Annotated in this window: 25 protein-coding genes; 2 read left to right on the top strand and 23 right to left on the bottom strand. The window is 42.7% G+C overall.

The features are described from left to right. Positions 1–58: 58 nt before the first annotated feature. From ACFP56_RS10125 to ACFP56_RS10145, 5 genes are all read right to left on the bottom strand, one after another. Positions 59–1,375, bottom strand: a complete 1,317-nt coding sequence (locus tag ACFP56_RS10125; protein ID WP_379233966.1) for a sensor histidine kinase — start codon at positions 1,373–1,375, stop codon at positions 59–61. A 132-nt stretch (positions 1,376–1,507) separates the two neighbouring features. Beyond that, on the bottom strand, positions 1,508–1,657 hold the full coding sequence (locus ACFP56_RS10130) for a hypothetical protein (RefSeq protein WP_379233968.1): 150 nt from the start codon (positions 1,655–1,657) through the stop codon (positions 1,508–1,510). Positions 1,658–1,879: 222 nt separating this feature from the next. Next, positions 1,880–2,671 (bottom strand): class I SAM-dependent methyltransferase, encoded by a 792-nt coding sequence (locus tag ACFP56_RS10135; RefSeq protein WP_379233970.1) that lies wholly within the window; start codon positions 2,669–2,671, stop codon positions 1,880–1,882. A gap of 20 nt (positions 2,672–2,691) precedes the next feature. After that, positions 2,692–3,438 carry a DUF4184 family protein gene (locus tag ACFP56_RS10140; protein ID WP_379233972.1) on the bottom strand — a complete coding sequence of 249 codons (747 nt, stop codon included), beginning with the start codon at positions 3,436–3,438 and terminating at the stop codon, positions 2,692–2,694. 29 nt (positions 3,439–3,467) lie between these two features. Further along, positions 3,468–4,016, bottom strand: coding sequence for a GNAT family N-acetyltransferase (locus ACFP56_RS10145; protein ID WP_379233974.1), 549 nt, complete (start codon positions 4,014–4,016; stop codon positions 3,468–3,470). Positions 4,017–4,180: 164 nt separating this feature from the next. Between ACFP56_RS10145 and ACFP56_RS10150 the strand changes: the two genes are divergently transcribed. Next, entirely contained in the window at positions 4,181–4,645 is a 465-nt protein-coding gene (locus tag ACFP56_RS10150) for a cupin domain-containing protein (protein WP_379233976.1), read from the top strand. A 113-nt stretch (positions 4,646–4,758) separates the two neighbouring features. On the opposite strand, the gene fabI is transcribed toward ACFP56_RS10150, so the two are convergent. From fabI to ACFP56_RS10175, 5 genes are all read right to left on the bottom strand, one after another. After that, positions 4,759–5,529, bottom strand: a complete 771-nt coding sequence (gene fabI, locus ACFP56_RS10155; RefSeq protein ID WP_379233978.1) for an enoyl-ACP reductase FabI — start codon at positions 5,527–5,529, stop codon at positions 4,759–4,761. A gap of 128 nt (positions 5,530–5,657) precedes the next feature. After that, the gene (locus ACFP56_RS10160; RefSeq protein ID WP_379233980.1) at positions 5,658–5,819 is read right to left on the bottom strand and encodes a hypothetical protein; all 162 of its coding nucleotides are present in this window, start codon (positions 5,817–5,819) and stop codon (positions 5,658–5,660) included. Then, the gene (locus ACFP56_RS10165; protein ID WP_379233982.1) at positions 5,819–5,959 is read right to left on the bottom strand and encodes a hypothetical protein; all 141 of its coding nucleotides are present in this window, start codon (positions 5,957–5,959) and stop codon (positions 5,819–5,821) included. Before ACFP56_RS10165 ends, ACFP56_RS10160 begins: the two co-directional genes overlap by 1 nt. A 208-nt stretch (positions 5,960–6,167) precedes the next feature. Then, positions 6,168–6,713, bottom strand: a complete 546-nt coding sequence (locus tag ACFP56_RS10170; protein ID WP_379233984.1) for an AAA family ATPase — start codon at positions 6,711–6,713, stop codon at positions 6,168–6,170. Positions 6,714–7,229: 516 nt separating this feature from the next. Continuing rightward, a complete protein-coding gene (locus ACFP56_RS10175; RefSeq protein WP_379233986.1) occupies positions 7,230–7,742 on the bottom strand; it encodes a DNA topology modulation protein in 513 nt (170 codons plus the stop codon). Positions 7,743–7,916: 174 nt separating this feature from the next. On the opposite strand from ACFP56_RS10175, the gene ACFP56_RS10180 reads away from it, so the two are divergent. Continuing rightward, positions 7,917–8,975: a flavin-containing monooxygenase gene (locus ACFP56_RS10180; RefSeq protein WP_379233988.1), complete on the top strand. Its 1,059-nt coding sequence runs from the start codon at positions 7,917–7,919 to the stop codon at positions 8,973–8,975. Positions 8,976–9,009: 34 nt separating this feature from the next. On the opposite strand, the gene ACFP56_RS10185 is transcribed toward ACFP56_RS10180, so the two are convergent. The 13 genes from ACFP56_RS10185 to ACFP56_RS10245 form a co-directional block, all read right to left on the bottom strand. Further along, the gene (locus tag ACFP56_RS10185; RefSeq protein WP_379233990.1) at positions 9,010–9,432 is read right to left on the bottom strand and encodes a VOC family protein; all 423 of its coding nucleotides are present in this window, start codon (positions 9,430–9,432) and stop codon (positions 9,010–9,012) included. A 30-nt stretch (positions 9,433–9,462) separates the two neighbouring features. Next, positions 9,463–10,374, bottom strand: a complete 912-nt coding sequence (locus tag ACFP56_RS10190) for a hypothetical protein (protein ID WP_379233992.1) — start codon at positions 10,372–10,374, stop codon at positions 9,463–9,465. Positions 10,375–10,376: 2 nt separating this feature from the next. Then, positions 10,377–10,808 (bottom strand): hypothetical protein, encoded by a 432-nt coding sequence (locus ACFP56_RS10195; RefSeq protein WP_379233994.1) that lies wholly within the window; start codon positions 10,806–10,808, stop codon positions 10,377–10,379. Positions 10,809–10,881: 73 nt separating this feature from the next. Further along, complete coding sequence (locus ACFP56_RS10200) at positions 10,882–11,694, bottom strand: VOC family protein (RefSeq protein ID WP_379233995.1); 813 nt, start codon at positions 11,692–11,694, stop codon at positions 10,882–10,884. 21 nt (positions 11,695–11,715) lie between these two features. After that, a complete protein-coding gene (locus ACFP56_RS10205) occupies positions 11,716–12,378 on the bottom strand; it encodes a hypothetical protein (RefSeq protein ID WP_379233996.1) in 663 nt (220 codons plus the stop codon). A gap of 27 nt (positions 12,379–12,405) precedes the next feature. After that, the gene (locus ACFP56_RS10210; protein WP_379233998.1) at positions 12,406–12,789 is read right to left on the bottom strand and encodes a zinc ribbon domain-containing protein; all 384 of its coding nucleotides are present in this window, start codon (positions 12,787–12,789) and stop codon (positions 12,406–12,408) included. Between the two features lie 22 nt (positions 12,790–12,811). Next, positions 12,812–13,603, bottom strand: a complete 792-nt coding sequence (locus ACFP56_RS10215; protein ID WP_379234000.1) for a GNAT family N-acetyltransferase — start codon at positions 13,601–13,603, stop codon at positions 12,812–12,814. A 10-nt stretch (positions 13,604–13,613) separates the two neighbouring features. Next, positions 13,614–13,937 carry a DUF3221 domain-containing protein gene (locus ACFP56_RS10220; protein ID WP_379234002.1) on the bottom strand — a complete coding sequence of 108 codons (324 nt, stop codon included), beginning with the start codon at positions 13,935–13,937 and terminating at the stop codon, positions 13,614–13,616. Continuing rightward, complete coding sequence (locus ACFP56_RS10225; protein WP_379234004.1) at positions 13,934–14,512, bottom strand: DJ-1/PfpI family protein; 579 nt, start codon at positions 14,510–14,512, stop codon at positions 13,934–13,936. The genes ACFP56_RS10220 and ACFP56_RS10225 overlap by 4 nt, the downstream gene beginning before the upstream one ends. Before the next feature lie 185 nt (positions 14,513–14,697). Next, entirely contained in the window at positions 14,698–14,964 is a 267-nt protein-coding gene (locus tag ACFP56_RS10230) for a hypothetical protein (RefSeq protein WP_379234006.1), read from the bottom strand. A gap of 35 nt (positions 14,965–14,999) precedes the next feature. Further along, on the bottom strand, positions 15,000–15,353 hold the full coding sequence (locus ACFP56_RS10235) for a VOC family protein (RefSeq protein ID WP_379234665.1): 354 nt from the start codon (positions 15,351–15,353) through the stop codon (positions 15,000–15,002). A gap of 42 nt (positions 15,354–15,395) precedes the next feature. After that, the gene (locus ACFP56_RS10240; protein WP_379234008.1) at positions 15,396–15,965 is read right to left on the bottom strand and encodes a hypothetical protein; all 570 of its coding nucleotides are present in this window, start codon (positions 15,963–15,965) and stop codon (positions 15,396–15,398) included. Beyond that, a complete protein-coding gene (locus ACFP56_RS10245) occupies positions 15,958–16,218 on the bottom strand; it encodes a DUF4083 family protein (RefSeq protein WP_379234010.1) in 261 nt (86 codons plus the stop codon). The genes ACFP56_RS10240 and ACFP56_RS10245 overlap by 8 nt, the downstream gene beginning before the upstream one ends. Positions 16,219–16,228 lie beyond the last annotated feature (10 nt).

Here is a 16,228-nt window from a genome sequence, read left to right on the forward strand (position 1 = left end):
GACCATTGCGAATTTCACAATGGTCAGCTTTTCGTTGGAGTATGTCACAATACATCCGCTAAGCCGAGCCTGTTTTCACGGCTGGACCTGTTGCAGCAATGGTACGAATCGTAAGTCTTTGAGTAAACCAGTTTTGGTCAGTCAAGGTTTCAAGCTGTACATTCGGATATCGGCTCACAATTTTGTTTACCGTAGCTAATCCCAACCCACGATGCTTTCCTTTCGTAGAATAATTCTCTTCAAAAATTCGATGAACATTGCAGTTTTCCAGTGTGGTACGATTTTCTACAATAATAAGTACATGTCCTTGAATCGTATGGATCATGCCAAGATTAATACGGGCATGATCAACAGATTCACTTGCTTCTATTGCATTATCCAGCAAAATACCGGTCACTCTTGCCAGATCAATAATATCCATATCAACCGAAGTAATTAAATCCGGAATTTCTACATTGACGAAAATCTTGTTTTTTTCTGCGGTAATTAGCTTGGTTGCAATTAGTCCTTTAAGCTCTTGAATTTTAATATTTTTGAATTGCATGAACATCAAATTGTGCTTAAGCGTTTGCTGCTCTACTTTAATAATATGCTCATGAAAGTATGTACGGAGCCCCTCCAAGTTATTGTCATCTAAAAAGCCACGCATCGTCAGCAGGATATTGACATAGTCATGCCTGAACTTGTGCATATCCTGATTAACTAGCTCCAGCTCCTTCATATATTGAAGAAATTGCTTTTGCTCCATTTCCTTTTGGTGAATGGCATTGCGTTTTCTCATATAGATGAACAGCAGGCTGCAGAGCACCATGATAGCAATAAAGTAGCCCGCCTGTATGAACAGATTTAATAATATAATCTCATTCGAACGTCCTGCTGCGTCAAAGACATTCATGTAAACGACTAATACTGTGCTTAGCAGTACCGTGACAAGTGCCACTTGAATATACCAAGGCAAATCAAGCATTTGAAATTGACGATAAATGAGCTGCTTGTACAAGTAAATAAGCAGTGAAAGCGTCAGAACATTCAGGACGACAGTAGAAGCTGCAGACCATTCTCCAAAGAGATTGTAAAGCAGCGGCTGCAGCAGCATAGAAAAATGATCAGAAATAATGGCGCTCACTATAATGACGCATACCGTGATGAATGAAAATATCGAACGAACGAAGCTATAGTACAACAGCAGCGTGGCTGCAACCATATATAGAATCGAAGCAATATGATTAGCGTAGAAACTAATTAAGATCGTAGGGAAGACAACACCGCTAGCATACATCAGCAGCTGCCTAATCGATGGACGCTCACTGATCACATAAAAGAATGCTAAAAATAAAATGGTGAATTCCAGTATGCCGTAAATGATAACCATCATCTTTTTCAAACGCCTTTCTATACGTTATCGGGATAGAATTATCACCATAATACCAAAAATTTCGACAAAATCACCAAAGCGTTCTTATGTGTAGCATTTTCATTCATAGTTGAGTCTTGCCAACGGCTACTACTATAGTTTTTTATTGCGATTTTTCTGTGCGCGCGTCTTCGCATCTCGGATCATGGCCTCTTCGACATAATCGCGTTCAGGCAAACTCATTCTTAAATCTAGCAATATACATATAATGACGATGTTAAGAGCGATGATCACATAGCCCATTACGTCCACCTCTCTTCACCTAGAGCACTCCTAATGATAAAGCTGAGCTTCCTAAGAAAAACAAGCCTATTGTTATCCTATGCCTGTCATTAAGCAAACATGTCACTCCACTGACTACGGCCTCGCGGCAAGGCAGCTCATGACTTTCCAAGCAAAAAGACTCCAGCTGCTGGAGCTATAGCAGCTGGAGTCTTTTGAATGTTCACCTATGATGTTATTAGGCTAATCTTTGCGTGCAAGCAGCAGCCCATGCGTACTAATTCCCAGCATGCTGCGCTCTCGACAGGTTGCCAAATGATAGGAACGATAGAGCTCGTATTGTTGCTCATCGAGCGCATCTACTTCCTGATCAATCGTATGACTTAATCCGTCAGTCGCGACATGATCGACAATCGTAAGCTTTAATGCAGTAATCGTTCGCTCGATTTCTTCAGGCGTTGTGTAGTAGGAATCAATCCAAAAGTTATCAGGATCATCCCCTTTTAAGTACCCTCGATCCATAACGTGCTTCAGCGTTGCCTGACGCATATATGCTGGCAGCTTCTTCACGAGCATTGGCACAACAGAGAATTTATTAATATAAGCAATCGCCAGCAGTCCGCCTGGCTGCAGCACCCGAATAGCTTCCTGCAACAGACGCGCTCTCGCCTTCTCGTCAGTGACATGGTAATACGGTCCAAGCATAAGTACATGCTGAAAGCTTGCATCTGCAAATGGCGACAGATCCGTTGCATCTCCCTCAACCGCATCCAGTACGAGCGAGCGCTCACGAGCCCGTTGCCGTATAACCTCAACATTGCTCGGTGTAAGATCCAACGCCGTGACAGCATGACCCAAGGCAGCGTAGTGCAGCGCGTAAGCGCCTCTTCCAGCCCCTAGTTCTAGAATAGATTGTGGAGGAGAGATCTGTTCCTCCAATATTTTAATCGTCGTAAACCATTCAATAGCTCTGGAATTTCTCGCAAAGCGCTGCTCTTCATCCACTTGGTTGTAAAACTCAATAATCGATGACATGATCTGCTCCTCCTTTTGTTTTAATGTGAAAGCCGTTGCACAATAAGTGAAGTTAACACTAATCCTACCACTGCGCCGGATATCGGTGCAACAACCAATATCCCTATCGTATTCTCACTTGGGCTGAGCATTAGCTTCAGCAACGTAACAAGTACGGAGAATAGCACAACTAGCAGCCAGAACAGCAGCTTCTGCTTGGAGCTAGCCGTTGCCTCAGCGTCTGACTCCACCTGCTCGCGTGCCAGTCGAAAACAAAGAATGACAGCAAGTCCAATTAGTCCAATAATAGATCCACCGTACTGCAACAGCTTGTATATTGGCAGGCCAAGCAGTTCATACTGCCATATCCAAGGGAAGATATGCGCTAGCGAGCTGCCAGCATGGGTAAACTCGTCAATCACAATATGAGTAACAAAGCCGATTATAATAGACAGTATCAAGATTCCCCAATCTTTCAGCGAACGCAGCTGCTCACGTCGGAGCAGTGCAGCGCATCTCGCATCAAGCTTATAGGTACTCGGGAGATGCTGAGAGAGAGGCATCTTTACAATATAATGAAACAAAGCAGCCAATAGTAGACACAATGGCAAGGCTTGCAGCAGAAGACCCTGCCATGTATGACCGATGCCGCGATGTGGCTCCAAATATAAAAAGTACTCCAGATCAGGAGCCATGCTACCAAGAACCAAGCCTGTCACGCTAAAAAATTGAACATGGATATGACGAATAGGCAGTGCAAAAAAAGCATGTGAAATGGTAAAGGGCATATCCTTACTCCTCTTCTATTAATGGGCTGTTACGATGTGATGTATTCCTTTTTTAATCTCGAGAATATAGCAGCATCCACAAACTTCCCTTTCTCAAATAAATAGTCGCGCAGCAGACCTTCCTGTTTGAGTCCGCATTTCTCCAATAGCTTTCTCGACGATACATTATCGGGATCAATCAAGGCCTCGATTCGATTAAATCCCATCTCTACAAATCCAAAGCGAAGCACTTCCTGCAAGCATTCACTCATAATACCTTGCCGCCAGTACTGAGGAGCAAGTTCATACCCAACTTCTGTTCGTTGATGCAGAGCAGACCAGTTATGAAAGCCAATTGTACCAATAACCGTATTATGCCCGTTAACACATATGCCCCATCGAATTGTTTCATCCTGCTCCCATCTAAGCTGCCAATTCATTATGATTTGTCTTGCTTGCTCAATAGATGTTAAGGTTTCCAGATCGTAGTAGCGTGTCACGTCATCATTAGAAAAATAATCAAAGAGGGCAGCACTGTCATTAAGCGTTAAGCGTCTTAACCAAAACCGCTCAGTGTTCAGCTCCGGAAAAACGTTCATTCGATCTCCTCACTTCACTCGTTTGTAGCAGCATCCATTATTTATAATGCTAATGTTGTGCTGCTATGTACTTTTTCGTTAATTTACGATATAAAGATACTTATTGGTCCATATCGAACTACATTACACAGCTTCCATATAGAAGCACAGATAGGAGCGTTATGATGCAACCGAACAAACCACATTCCCCACTTGTTGAGCTACTAGGATTACAGCCTCATATTGAAGGCGGCTGGTACAAGGAGCTATGGAAGGCTAACTTCACGATTCCACAGCATGTGCTTGGCGAGCCGTATTCCGGACCGCGCCCAGCGGCTTCTTCTATTTACTTTTTGCTTCATCCCGATGAGTTTTCTGATTGGCATACTGTATATTCTGATGAGCTGTGGCTCTGGCATTCAGGAAGTCCGCTGCTGTTATGCTTAGGCGGCACTGACAAGGATCCAACTGTACGCAAGGAGATCATCGTTGGTCCTGATATTGCGGCTGGTCAACAGCTTCAGGCACTCGTTCCTGCTAATGAGTGGCAGATGGCGAAACCGCTTGGTGATGAGCCTGTGCTCGTTTCCTGCATCGTGTCTCCAGGCTTCCATTATGATGACTTCAAGCTAATTAACCGTAACAAGTAGCTCTTCAGCAAACAAAAAGCGTCCATCTCGTTGTACAGTACACTAAGATGGACGCTTATTTTCTTATAATGTTTTGCAGTTATTGAATTTTACCAAATTTGTCAATTTTTCCGCTACATGCCTATTACATGATAGCCTGCATCGACATGAAGCACCTCGCCAGTAATACCTCGTGACAAATGGCTAATTAGAAACATCGTTGCATCGCCAACCTCGGACTGGTCGATATTCCGTCTAAGCGGTGCGCGCTCCTCAATAACGGACATAATGTCATTAAAGCCAGAAACTCCTTTAGCAGCTAAAGTACGAATCGGTCCAGCCGACACCGCATTTACACGTATATTGTATTTGCCAAGATCCTCCGCCAAGTAACGAACACTTGCTTCAAGCGCAGCTTTCGCTACACCCATCACATTATAATTTTTCATGACACGCTCTGCTCCAATATAGCTTTGCGTGACGAGGCTGCCGCCTTCCGTCATCAGCTTCTTCGCTTCGCGGGCTACTGCCACGAAAGAATACGCACTCGCATTTTGAGCGGTCAGATAACCTGCTCGCGAGGTATCGGCATATTCTCCTTGCAGCTCTTCCTTCTCTGCGAATGCGATGGAATGGACAAGACCGTGCAATACTCCTACCTGCTGACCAATATCTGCAAAGGCAGCTACGATACTATCATCGTTGTCAACATCACAGCTTACTACTGCTGTAGCTGGAATTTGCTCCTTTTCCAACAGCTGTTGCAGCTTTTGCAGTGAACGCTCCTTGCGATATGTAAAAATTAAGTTCGCCCCTTGCTCATGCAACGACTTGGCAACTCCCCAGGCGATGCTTCTTTCATTGGCTACGCCCATAATGACGATGTTTTTATTAGCTAACAGCATTGACTTCCTCCTATTGCTCTCTTCAGTGGTGTTGTGTTCTACCTTATCATGTCATGTTCGCCCGTTGCAAGTCGGGCCGTGAGATTTACTAGAAGCCATTTATTGCTTGGCATGGCTGACAATATGAACTACAAAAATCCATCGCGCTTTTTCGATTCATTGGACGCCGAGATTCGTTCAAGCGTATGCTGCATCTGCTCCAGCTGCCTTAAGGTTGCCGTCTGGTTGCCAATGATTCCTGCAAAGCCGATAATGACAACAATTAGCAATAAAATGACAATAACATCCATTATGTATCTATCTTCCTTTCACGGTTTTTACGATCTCTTTCAAGCGCCTCCTCAACAGGATCGCGTTGGAGTGGTCCAAGCTTTCTATTAATATGGAGCAGCAGCCCCACCACTATAATTAGTAATAGCGTATCCAACATGAAAGAGGCCTCCTTTTAATTCCCACTTACATCCATACTATACAATTCATTCATTTTTATCTACAAAAAAACCGAAACACAACTTAAGTCTTGTTTTCCTGCTCTCTACTATCAAGTGCAAGTATTCAAGTAACTTATGTATGGTTTCGGCTATACACTTATACGTTTTAGAGATATCTAACTTCGGGCCCTTAACATGTAGATCTATCTATTGAGTACAGTCTTGATATATGGCAAGCTTCTCCGTAATCGTATTCACAACATCATCAATCGAAATGTTGTCCGTTTCGATAAATTGTTCGAAGCGTGAATCCGTAAGAGCTTGCGTACATTTTAATGTTTGCTGATATGTCCATCCGTCCAACGCGTCTCCACGTTTTTGCAGCCGTTGTTTGATGGTTGATTCGGAGGCTAACAGACAGAAATGATGCAAAGCGGGGTCAATGGATTTCAAACCATTCAAAATGTATTCAAAATTATCCGTTTTATAGATCGTCATCGGGATAATAAGATCCTTGTTATACTTTCCTATTAATTCGCGTGCTGTATCGACGGTGAGAATTCTCCACAGCTCCATATCTTGAAAGTCATCTGTTCGTTCTTTTTCATCTCGTATATGCTCTGGCACAATCTTCCTTAACATATCCCCTATCTCTTCCGGATCAAATACTAGACTATTGTCAAGCATCTGATGAAGCATATATGCTGCTGAAGTTTTGCCAGCACCGAATGCTCCATTAATCATTATGATCATGATGCACCTCCATTATAAACATGTTATTGTTGGAAACTATCTAATAAATTGCCATCGTTAACCTGGATGTTTATATATAGATCATTCTAATCTTAACATAATTACAACGGCTTAAGTCCAATTTGTGGCAAATTTAATAATTCATTTTACTTGACAACCTAAAGAAGAGCCCTGGCACATAAAGATCGTTCGCACCAAAACTCTTCCTATTGTTTATTCGATTAGTGGGGATACATGCTGCTTGGGATAGGTGTGCAAAGCACTTAAATGAGAGGAGACAAATTGCAGAGCTACTATAAGGCGGCTTATCATCAATTACTAGCAACTAGGACGTTAAGCTCACCCCTTTGGTCCTATTTTATCATTGAATCCTAAAAACTTGTCATAAACATAATCAAATCATCTTTTTTTGTCATAACATGCATAAAAATGATCATTTCTATTAATTTCAAGTCATGTTTGAGTCGTACATGTATGAATATTAATCGTCTAAATCATCACGTTTCTGCAATCGACTTATTCAACTGGCAAGGAATCTATATACGCTGCTACCTCTGCCTTGCTTTTTAATATAATAACCTCTGTATGCGCTGAACCCTCACGAAGCTTTTGGATCGTAGCAGGACGACTTCGCTTGCGATAATTCCATACCCATTTCAAAAATGCAAGGTCGAGCTTCTCCTGACATTCTTCATTCATGTCGGGTCTGCTTTTTTTGTGGTAGATTAGCCTTCTTTTGAAAACACGATATAGGCACAACCATGTCGGCATATCCAGCCATATCACTTGCTCCGCCCGTTTTAATCGAATATCCATCGTTCGTGAATAGTTGCCGTCTATCACCCATTGCTCCTGTGAAGCAAATTGCTCTAGCATTTGATCAAAGGAGTCGTTGTCACGAGGTGTCCAATTGGCTAGCCAATAATGTTTATCTAGATGGATAACTGGCAGCTTGTAATGGCGACCTAGATGCTGTGATAGTGTTGATTTTCCTGAACCTGGAGAACCGATTACCATTACACGATTCATAAAATCATCTCCATAAGTATATGCCATTCGACCAGCTTGGCTGTTCAAGCTGATCTGCAAGCATTTGTATTTTTGCACAATATTCAATAAACAGTATTGACAGAAGAATAAAACTACAATAGTGTTATATATGAATATATGCTCATATATAACACTATTGTAGGTGATGAAACCATGAATCCTTCTACTAATCTCTATGAAGCCATTATTATCGGCTCAGGTCAAGCTGGACTTGCTGCTGCCTATTATCTAAAAGAAGAAGGGATTGACTTTCTATTGCTTGATAGTGAACAACGCATTGGTGACAGCTGGCGGCGTCGCTATGATTCGTTAACACTGTTCACTCCCAAACGATATAGTCAGCTCCCTGGACTCTTTCTTGATGGAGAAGCGGAACAATTTCCTGCAAAGGATGAAATAGCAGATTATTTGGAACGGTATGCAGAGCATTTCCAGTTTGCCGTTCAGCTTGATACGAAGGTTGTCTCCTTAAGTAAACCAGATAAGCACTTTTTAATCGAAACGAATAAAGGAATGCTGCTTGCGAAGCAGGTAATTGTTGCAACAGGTCCGTTTCAGCTGCCTAATATTCCTGCGTATGCATCACAACTGGATGGCTCTGTTCTTCAACTGCACACATCACAATTTCATAATTCGTCTGATTTGCAGGATGGTAATGTTTTGATTGTCGGAGGAGGAAATTCGGGTGCACAGCTTGCGGTTGAGCTAGCAAAGGAACGTCAAGTGACGCTATCCGTTCACCGTCAACCAAGTTTTTTGCCGCTTCACATATGGCGCAAAAGCATATTTTGGTGGCTAGATAAGCTTGGTCTGCTCTACGCACCGACTGAAAGCCTCCCTGCAAGGTTGCTTCAAAAAAGAGGTGACCCGATATTCGGATTGGAGCTGCAAGATGCAATTAAACAAGGACAGATATCCTTGAAACCTGGAACAGTCGGTAGCTTAAAGCGCGAGATGGTCTTTGCCGATCAAAGCAGGCTGGAAGTATCCAATGTGATCTGGGCTACTGGCTTTCGAGCAGATTACAGCTGGATCAAGCTCCCTCTTTCAATTGGAGATAAGGGCTTACCCGATCATACACGAGGCGCAACTAGTATCGAAGGGCTTTATTTTGTTGGATTGCCATGGCAGTCCCATCGTGGTTCAGCACTTCTAGCTGGGGTTGGAAGAGATGCACAATGGATAAGCCGTATATTATCTAGCAGACGCTAGCTTGCGCACGCCAATCTGTTGCTAGTAACTTACGCTAGAACTTCCACTCATCGTCCGTATCCCAGATTGACCATGCAGCTTCAAGTAAATTACCTTCATTGTCGCGAAAATAAAAGTACTTGGCTTCTCCATTACCTAGTATATGGAGTTCGTCCACGTCAAGCTGCTGCTCTTTCCACAGCTGGTGTGTCTGTTCGATATTCGAGCAATTGATCGCCATGATCGGGAATGGCTTGCCATTTCGGTTGATTGCCAGCCGATCTGGCTGGTCGGTTTCTACTAAAAGTAATGCAATCGCGTGCTTATGCGGGTGATGTAGAACAGCCACATAAGATCCACGATCCTCAAATTTGTTCATCAGCTTGAAGTTCAAATAGGTGGTGTACCACTCAATTGATGCTGAAATATTGGAAGTCGGAACATATACATAGCCAATTCGCGGAAAGCTTCTTTCCATGATATCTCTCCCTTTCAATTGAGGCTCGTCCTACTCGATTCTTCCATAGGCTTTCAGAATGCGAAGATTTTGAAGCGTAATAATGCCTGTCCACTCCTGTTTAGCCGCTCGCCATTGTTCTTCATACCTTCCCCACGCCCAATTCGGTCCCCACGTTCCTTGTTCACTCTGTTCATCAATGAGCTGATCCAAATCATGCGGGATCGCCTCTGCAAATAAAGAATAAAAACGAGAGGTTGGAGAGGCAGCTACCTGTAATGGCACAGCACAATAGCCGTTACGATCCTCATGATTGCTCACTACGCTTTGCATCACAAACTGCTTCATAGGCTCGGCAACCGCCTTTTGAGCATGTGCGGGCAACTCATCATACAGCCTTAGAAAACAAAATAACTCATGCATTTCATGGCGCGTGCATGTCTCCTGCAAGTAGATCAATGCATAGTCGAGCAGCTTACTGCTTAAGGAACGCAATTCATCGTTGGCATTATGCCCATAACTTAACAGATAGGCCAATATCTCTGCGTTAGGATTGCCCCAATGCTCCGAATGCTCGGAGTAGTTCCACCAGTTGGCACGAGGCTCCTGATCGGCTTCCTGTGGAATGATCTCCCAGCCCCATTTATCAGCCTGATAGGTCTGAGCAAAATAGCGAAAGCAGTCCTTAATCATCGTTTCCTTCCATTCGGAAGGTGGAAGAAGCGATGCATGCTGCAGGGCAACGGTAGTTGCAAGTGCGGATGAAGCCTTGCATCTTAGATCAGGCTCGAGACCCTGTCCAAAGCCGCCATCTTCATTTTGAAACGCTAGCAGTTCCTTCCATACTGCCTCATCACTGCCGTTCTCAAATTCGTATTGATACCATGCCCGTTCAAGCGCTCTTGCCTCTGTGCATAGAAATTGCCCAGCTCGCTCTAATCGAACCTTTGATAACTTTTTCACCATCATTCCTCCGATTCACCTACATTGGCTTTCTTCAGCCTTATCTCTTCCGGCAGTTGAAACAGTACAAACTTCCCTGTCCACATTTGAGAACTGACAATTAACGTTTCCGATTCATCTGGTGACGCAAACATATAGGCTGCTCCCATTTGCTCCTTAAACGTATAACCTTGCTGCTTCAGCTGTGCAATTAACTCATTAGACCCGTCAAGCGCGTTGCCTCTCACAATATACCAATTGTGGCCACGATTCGTTGTTAGATAGGTCATCCCTGAATTGTCTCTTGCAGTTTGATAGACTTCCTTTTTCGAGAGGTTATCAAAAGGCAGCGGCGGCAAGTAATAGCGATTATTAAAAAGCATGAGCATTACGGTAATCAGTATAAGAAATAGAATGCTTACTAGAACCATAAGCTTGCGATACGTAAAATGCATACGACCTCCTGTACTCTCTATGTTCAAATATAGATCATGTTCGTACAATACAGTTAACAATCCGGTTAGAAGCTTACATACTGCTAAAGTTATATCGATTGCCATTTGGGTCATAACAATGAAAGCTAACCATGCCTCTTGTAACAAAGCCACCAATATCAGAGGTTTCAACACCGGAATCGATTAAAAATTGATGATAGCGAAAAAACTCGTCCCGCTCCTGTATCCAGCAGATTGGCTGCACTTGACTATCTGCTTTATTTATACTGGCTTGTGCATCCTGTTCAATCACCCAAAGCGAATCTCCGTCAAGATGATTTAGCTTAAGGCTCATCAACATATAGCCCTGATCGGCATGATCGGCTGTTATTTTCATGCCCAGATGCTTCGTAAGCCACTCGACTGACTGATCCAGATCAATAACACCAATGCGAATCCAAGACGGCAATACGCTATCCATAGATTCTATTGATCGATCCTCTTGCAGTGTTAATCTGAATCCTTCGCCCGGAACCCAAAAATCAAAATACGTGGTTGGACCAGCTCCATTATAGATCGGAGTAACTTGAATACCCGCCTGTTGGAACAGATGATGCTTCGCTTGCAGCTCTTTTATACGGAAGCATAAGCGAATATTACCATCTGCTCCACTCCTTGCAGCATAATGATGTGGCAGCTGCTCCATCGCAATGTAGGAAATGATCCAAGTCCCCCATTCCATTTGGGTCATCTGTCCATCCTCGCAGCGTGGATCAACCTTCCACTGCTCTTGCCGCTGAATGCTCCACCCAAAATATTTCGCAAACCATTCGGCAACGATTTTCTCATTTCCCCACTGAACATCGATTAACTGGCCATCAAAATACAAATTAGGTACACTGCTCATTTACATTTCTCCCTTATCAGCTTACTTAGTTAAGCCTAATCCAGAAAGCAAAAGTCTAGCCTTGTACAACAGCCATGTCTTGACTAATGATTCATTATCCTTATGTGTTGCAACCTTATCCATAAAATAAAAGTCTTCTATTGAAACGTTTAACTTGGCAATCGGTGCTACTGGTTCGTGACTAATCCATTCATCAAAATAAGTCTTGCCTTGATCAGCACGTTCGAAAGAATGCTTGGGTAAAATATAAAGCATGCCATCAGTCCAAGGATTATTTTTTTGTGTTGATGCATTTAGCGAATAATAATGATACCTTTTCCCATTGCTTGAGACACAACCATTACGAAAGCTTCCTACTATTTTTGTTCGATCCAGTACAGCGTAGAAAATTGACCAATTCGGGTCTGCCGAGGCAAAAACTGCCTTCGTCACCTCATTGTTAAACAGTGTTTGCTGTCTTGGTTCAAACCGATCAATTTTCTTATGATTAGAGCCATGAAAAACATATAAGCCTGTTAAAGCTAAATAATTTAGAAATCTACTTTTAGGATACGGCAAGCTGTAATGAAGGATATTGTTATTCTTAAGCTGGCTTATCAGTTCCTCGTAATCTCTCACTTCTTGCTTTGAGTAGACGATTGGTGACATCCTGCAGAGCAGAATCGAAACTAACAGTGCCTTCATCCGCAGCCCTCTTTCACATTTTACTGTTTATTGTTCACGAACTCGATTTCCGCAGCTTGAACAAAATACATGCGCTTCATCTGCTACATGTTGTCCACAGTAAGGACAATATTGAATGTCTCTCATTTGATTCGCTTGCTTCGCTGTTTGTCTTGTTGCTGGATCAAGCGGATCAGGCTCATGCTCGGTAATATCATAAACCGACATTCTATGTTTTCCAGTAGCGTTCATTGCATGATAGATGCCCTGAATAATAGCCATGATAATAAAAATCACGCCAAATATAATAAAAGCTGGAGGAGCACCCATACTAGCTGCACTGATCGTCCATATAACTCCAACTATGCCAGCAATAATACCTCCCACCGCATTCATTGCAGATGGACCTCTTCCTGGCTTAATACTTTTCATAACTATACTCCTTTGCACATCGTTATTCTGATGCTATTGTCCATGTGGCGCGTGTATAGCCAATTTTCATGCCGACTCGCTCCATATTGCGATGGCTCGCAGAGCCATACGTACACTGTCCAACGACAAGCCTGCATCCACGGTGATAGGCCTCGTTGATTCTAGCTTGCAAGAGCTGGCTTTGTAATCCCATTCTTCGATATTCCGGTAACGTTGTTGCGAACGTAAGCGAAGCGAGCTGATCTTCAATATGCATGACTGCCACTGCGGCTGGTTGGTCATAATAATATGCGATATAGTAACGCCATCCTTCACGCTGGAACAATACGTGATTGTTGGCGGCAACAGCTGATTGACCTGACAAGGAAAGACCGGTGCCTAGACAATGCACTCGCGCATACGTCTCGAATTCCTCCTCCTTCAGCTCACGTATATAAATATTCGGCTGCTCCTTCAGTTCCACTGCTCTCGGCTCGGCAAACAGCGAGGTATGAAAGCCCGATTGATAAAAGGATCGCTGATGAAGCATAGCCAATACGGGTGGATTCACCTTGCTAGGAATGATTTGAAATTCAAATTTGCGATCACGTTCGTTATAAAATTGAATAATATCGTCAATGACATCCTCTTGAAGATATCCCTTTACATTATTAAACAAGCCCCACGGCATCGTTTTGCTATAGAATGCAACAGCGCTTCCAAATCGTCTGATCTCAATCCCCTCTGGATTGCCCTCACGCTGTTGAATTGCTATCATGCGATCGATCATATAATTAATTTCTGCTTTTTCGATTAGGTCGGTTAGCGTATTCATATAGAGCCTCCTATTGTTCGTTAATAATTTGAATTTTCTTGGCAAATGCTTGAGCTGGGTATGATGTGTTTACGCCTCCATCAAGCCAATAGCGTACCTTTTGCCCCTGCTTCAATCCAATTTTATTAGTACGCAGTACAATTGCATCTCCGTCGTAATCGTCTATAATCTCATTCCACTTCGCGTCCACTATGCGCCGATCTATAATTAAGACTCCCGTGCTGGTTTTCTCCAACACATACCCTTCACCGTCTGGAGGAGCACTGCCCCCACAGCCCGTTAGTACAGCAACCATAAGTGTGAATACGATAACAATGTTCATTCTGTGCTTCATTCCACAATACCTTGAACAGTATAAGGATAATCGAGCTGTTTTTTTACAATTGCGGCTTCCTCTGCACCCGCAAACCTTTCAATAAGATAGATACCCAGATCGATGGAAGTGGTAACACCACCTGCTGTTATTACATTTCCGTCTCTTACAATGCGAGCTTGGACCACCTCTTCGCAATAAGGCTCCAGTAATTCATAGGCATTGGGATGTGTTGTTGCTTTCTTATCCTGCAGAAACCCTGCTGCTCCCCATAATAAGGAGCCCGTACATACCGATACCTTATAAGGCACTGGTTCTGCAGTTCGAATCCAATCGATATAGACCTGATCATCCTTCAATCGTCTCGTTCCCATCCCCCCAGGTATAAACACAAGATCGTAATGAGATAAACTAGGCTTGATCACATTCACCTTTACTCTCATGCCAAGCTCATCAGTCACTTCTTCAGTAAGTCCGCAGATGTCCCACGTTGTACCTTTTGTTTGCTCAAACATGTTCAAACGATAAATCACATCGTAAAAACCAACAAAATCAAGAAAGGTTACACCGTCAAATAAAACCAGCGCAATCTTCATCTTTGACTCCCCCTTGCTCGTTTATATTGATGACTACGTTCAATCCTTTTTGAACAGCTTTCGAGAGAGATAACATATAAATTGTTCATTGTAATCTCCCTCCACGCGCATTTTCTACATAAAAAACCATGTCAAACTATTTTAACATGGTTTTCCATGATTTTCTTCTTTTGTCTTTTCCGTTGTTATTCCCAGCTGGTCCAAGCTAAAATCAAACAGATTAGAGCAAATACGTAAAACAGAATAGAAAGCTTTTTATTGCTTCTCAGCTTATAGCCAAATACACAAAAGAAAATCGCAGCAGCAAGCTTAGACAGACTGCCGTAGATCGGCTGAGTAAACAAGGAGCTGCTGAATAACACCGATGATATAAAACACAGCGGCACGACGAGCTTAAACCATAAGGGTTGTTTTATAAATTGCCTATAAAAAAATTTTACTCTTTGCTGCATCGTACACCCCGCTTATATTCGTTAGCCATCCGTACCTATTGGCACACCATGAGTACGTTGCCGTCTGGATCCTTAAAGTTAAACCAGTGTCCATTTTCAATTTCGGTTAATAGCTCGACCTCTAAGGACTTCATATACGCATAGCTCTGCTCTATATTCTGTGTAGCTAACTGGACAACTGGAACTTTCATTACACGATCAGGCGCATAAATTTTACTGTCCAGCACAATATCTACAGCACCCTGCATCGGTAGGACATAGAGATGTCCAAAAAAGATTTCACCATCACTCGGCAACTTAAACAAGCGGCAATACCAGTCTCTCGCTTTCTCAATATTGCTCACAGGAATAAATACGCCCTTAACCTTATTTTCAATCGGACTTGTCATCATTTCGTTCCTCCATTCTATTCTTTTCAACTTCTCTTCCCATTACTTAATTGCTCGTTTCTTTAAACCTATTCTTCTAATCTTATGCAGCAGATAGGTTGCACTGTCTGCTTTCACCAATAAAGCAATCCCTATAACAAGGCGAAGTCCTTGCTCCATATATGAAGAGAAATGAGCTTGATAATTAATCAGACCAAAATCAGAGTGCGAGACCATGACGATATGATTGCTAATGATTCGCACCAGTGTCGTAAACGAGAAGATGACAAGCAGGAGACCGATTATGCCAAGCACAAATGCTTCAATGCCTCTTAAATGAGCTATTGATTCAATGGTCGAATCTTGCCTAGCAGCATCTTTCGGAAGCAGAACTATTGACAATTTGCCCGCAGCCAACCACAGCACGATACTGATAATAATGAGCATACATGCCGGCAATCCCGCCATTAGAAAAATTTCAAAGCTTGACCAATTCACATTAATCACTTGCAAATAAGTAGGCAATGAGATTTGAAAGAAACTCATAAGATTATGCAAGCCTAGCAGAAATACGATAAGTGCCACTACTCTAATACATAAATAAGAAATTCCTTGCAAGGGCGGTCTAACCATCCTTGTTGATCGCCTCCTCCTTACTATTAACTTGGCGTTGTCCTTTGTCCAGCACCTCGAGTCTCGCCAATATTCGCTCCAGCTGTGCTTCAATTCTTATTAACGCCTTCTCAGTATTGCGTCTTGCTATAACTATGCGCTTAATGAATAAATAAAAGCTGACAACAAATAAAATAACGAGCAGTATTAAAATAAAAGGCATGATTACTCCCACAACCGAGGTTTTAGCGTCTGAAAACAAAAATTCGTTCATCTTATGTCTC

The organism is Paenibacillus septentrionalis (assembly GCF_042659865.1).
Taxonomy (GTDB): domain Bacteria; phylum Bacillota; class Bacilli; order Paenibacillales; family Paenibacillaceae; genus Pristimantibacillus; species Pristimantibacillus septentrionalis.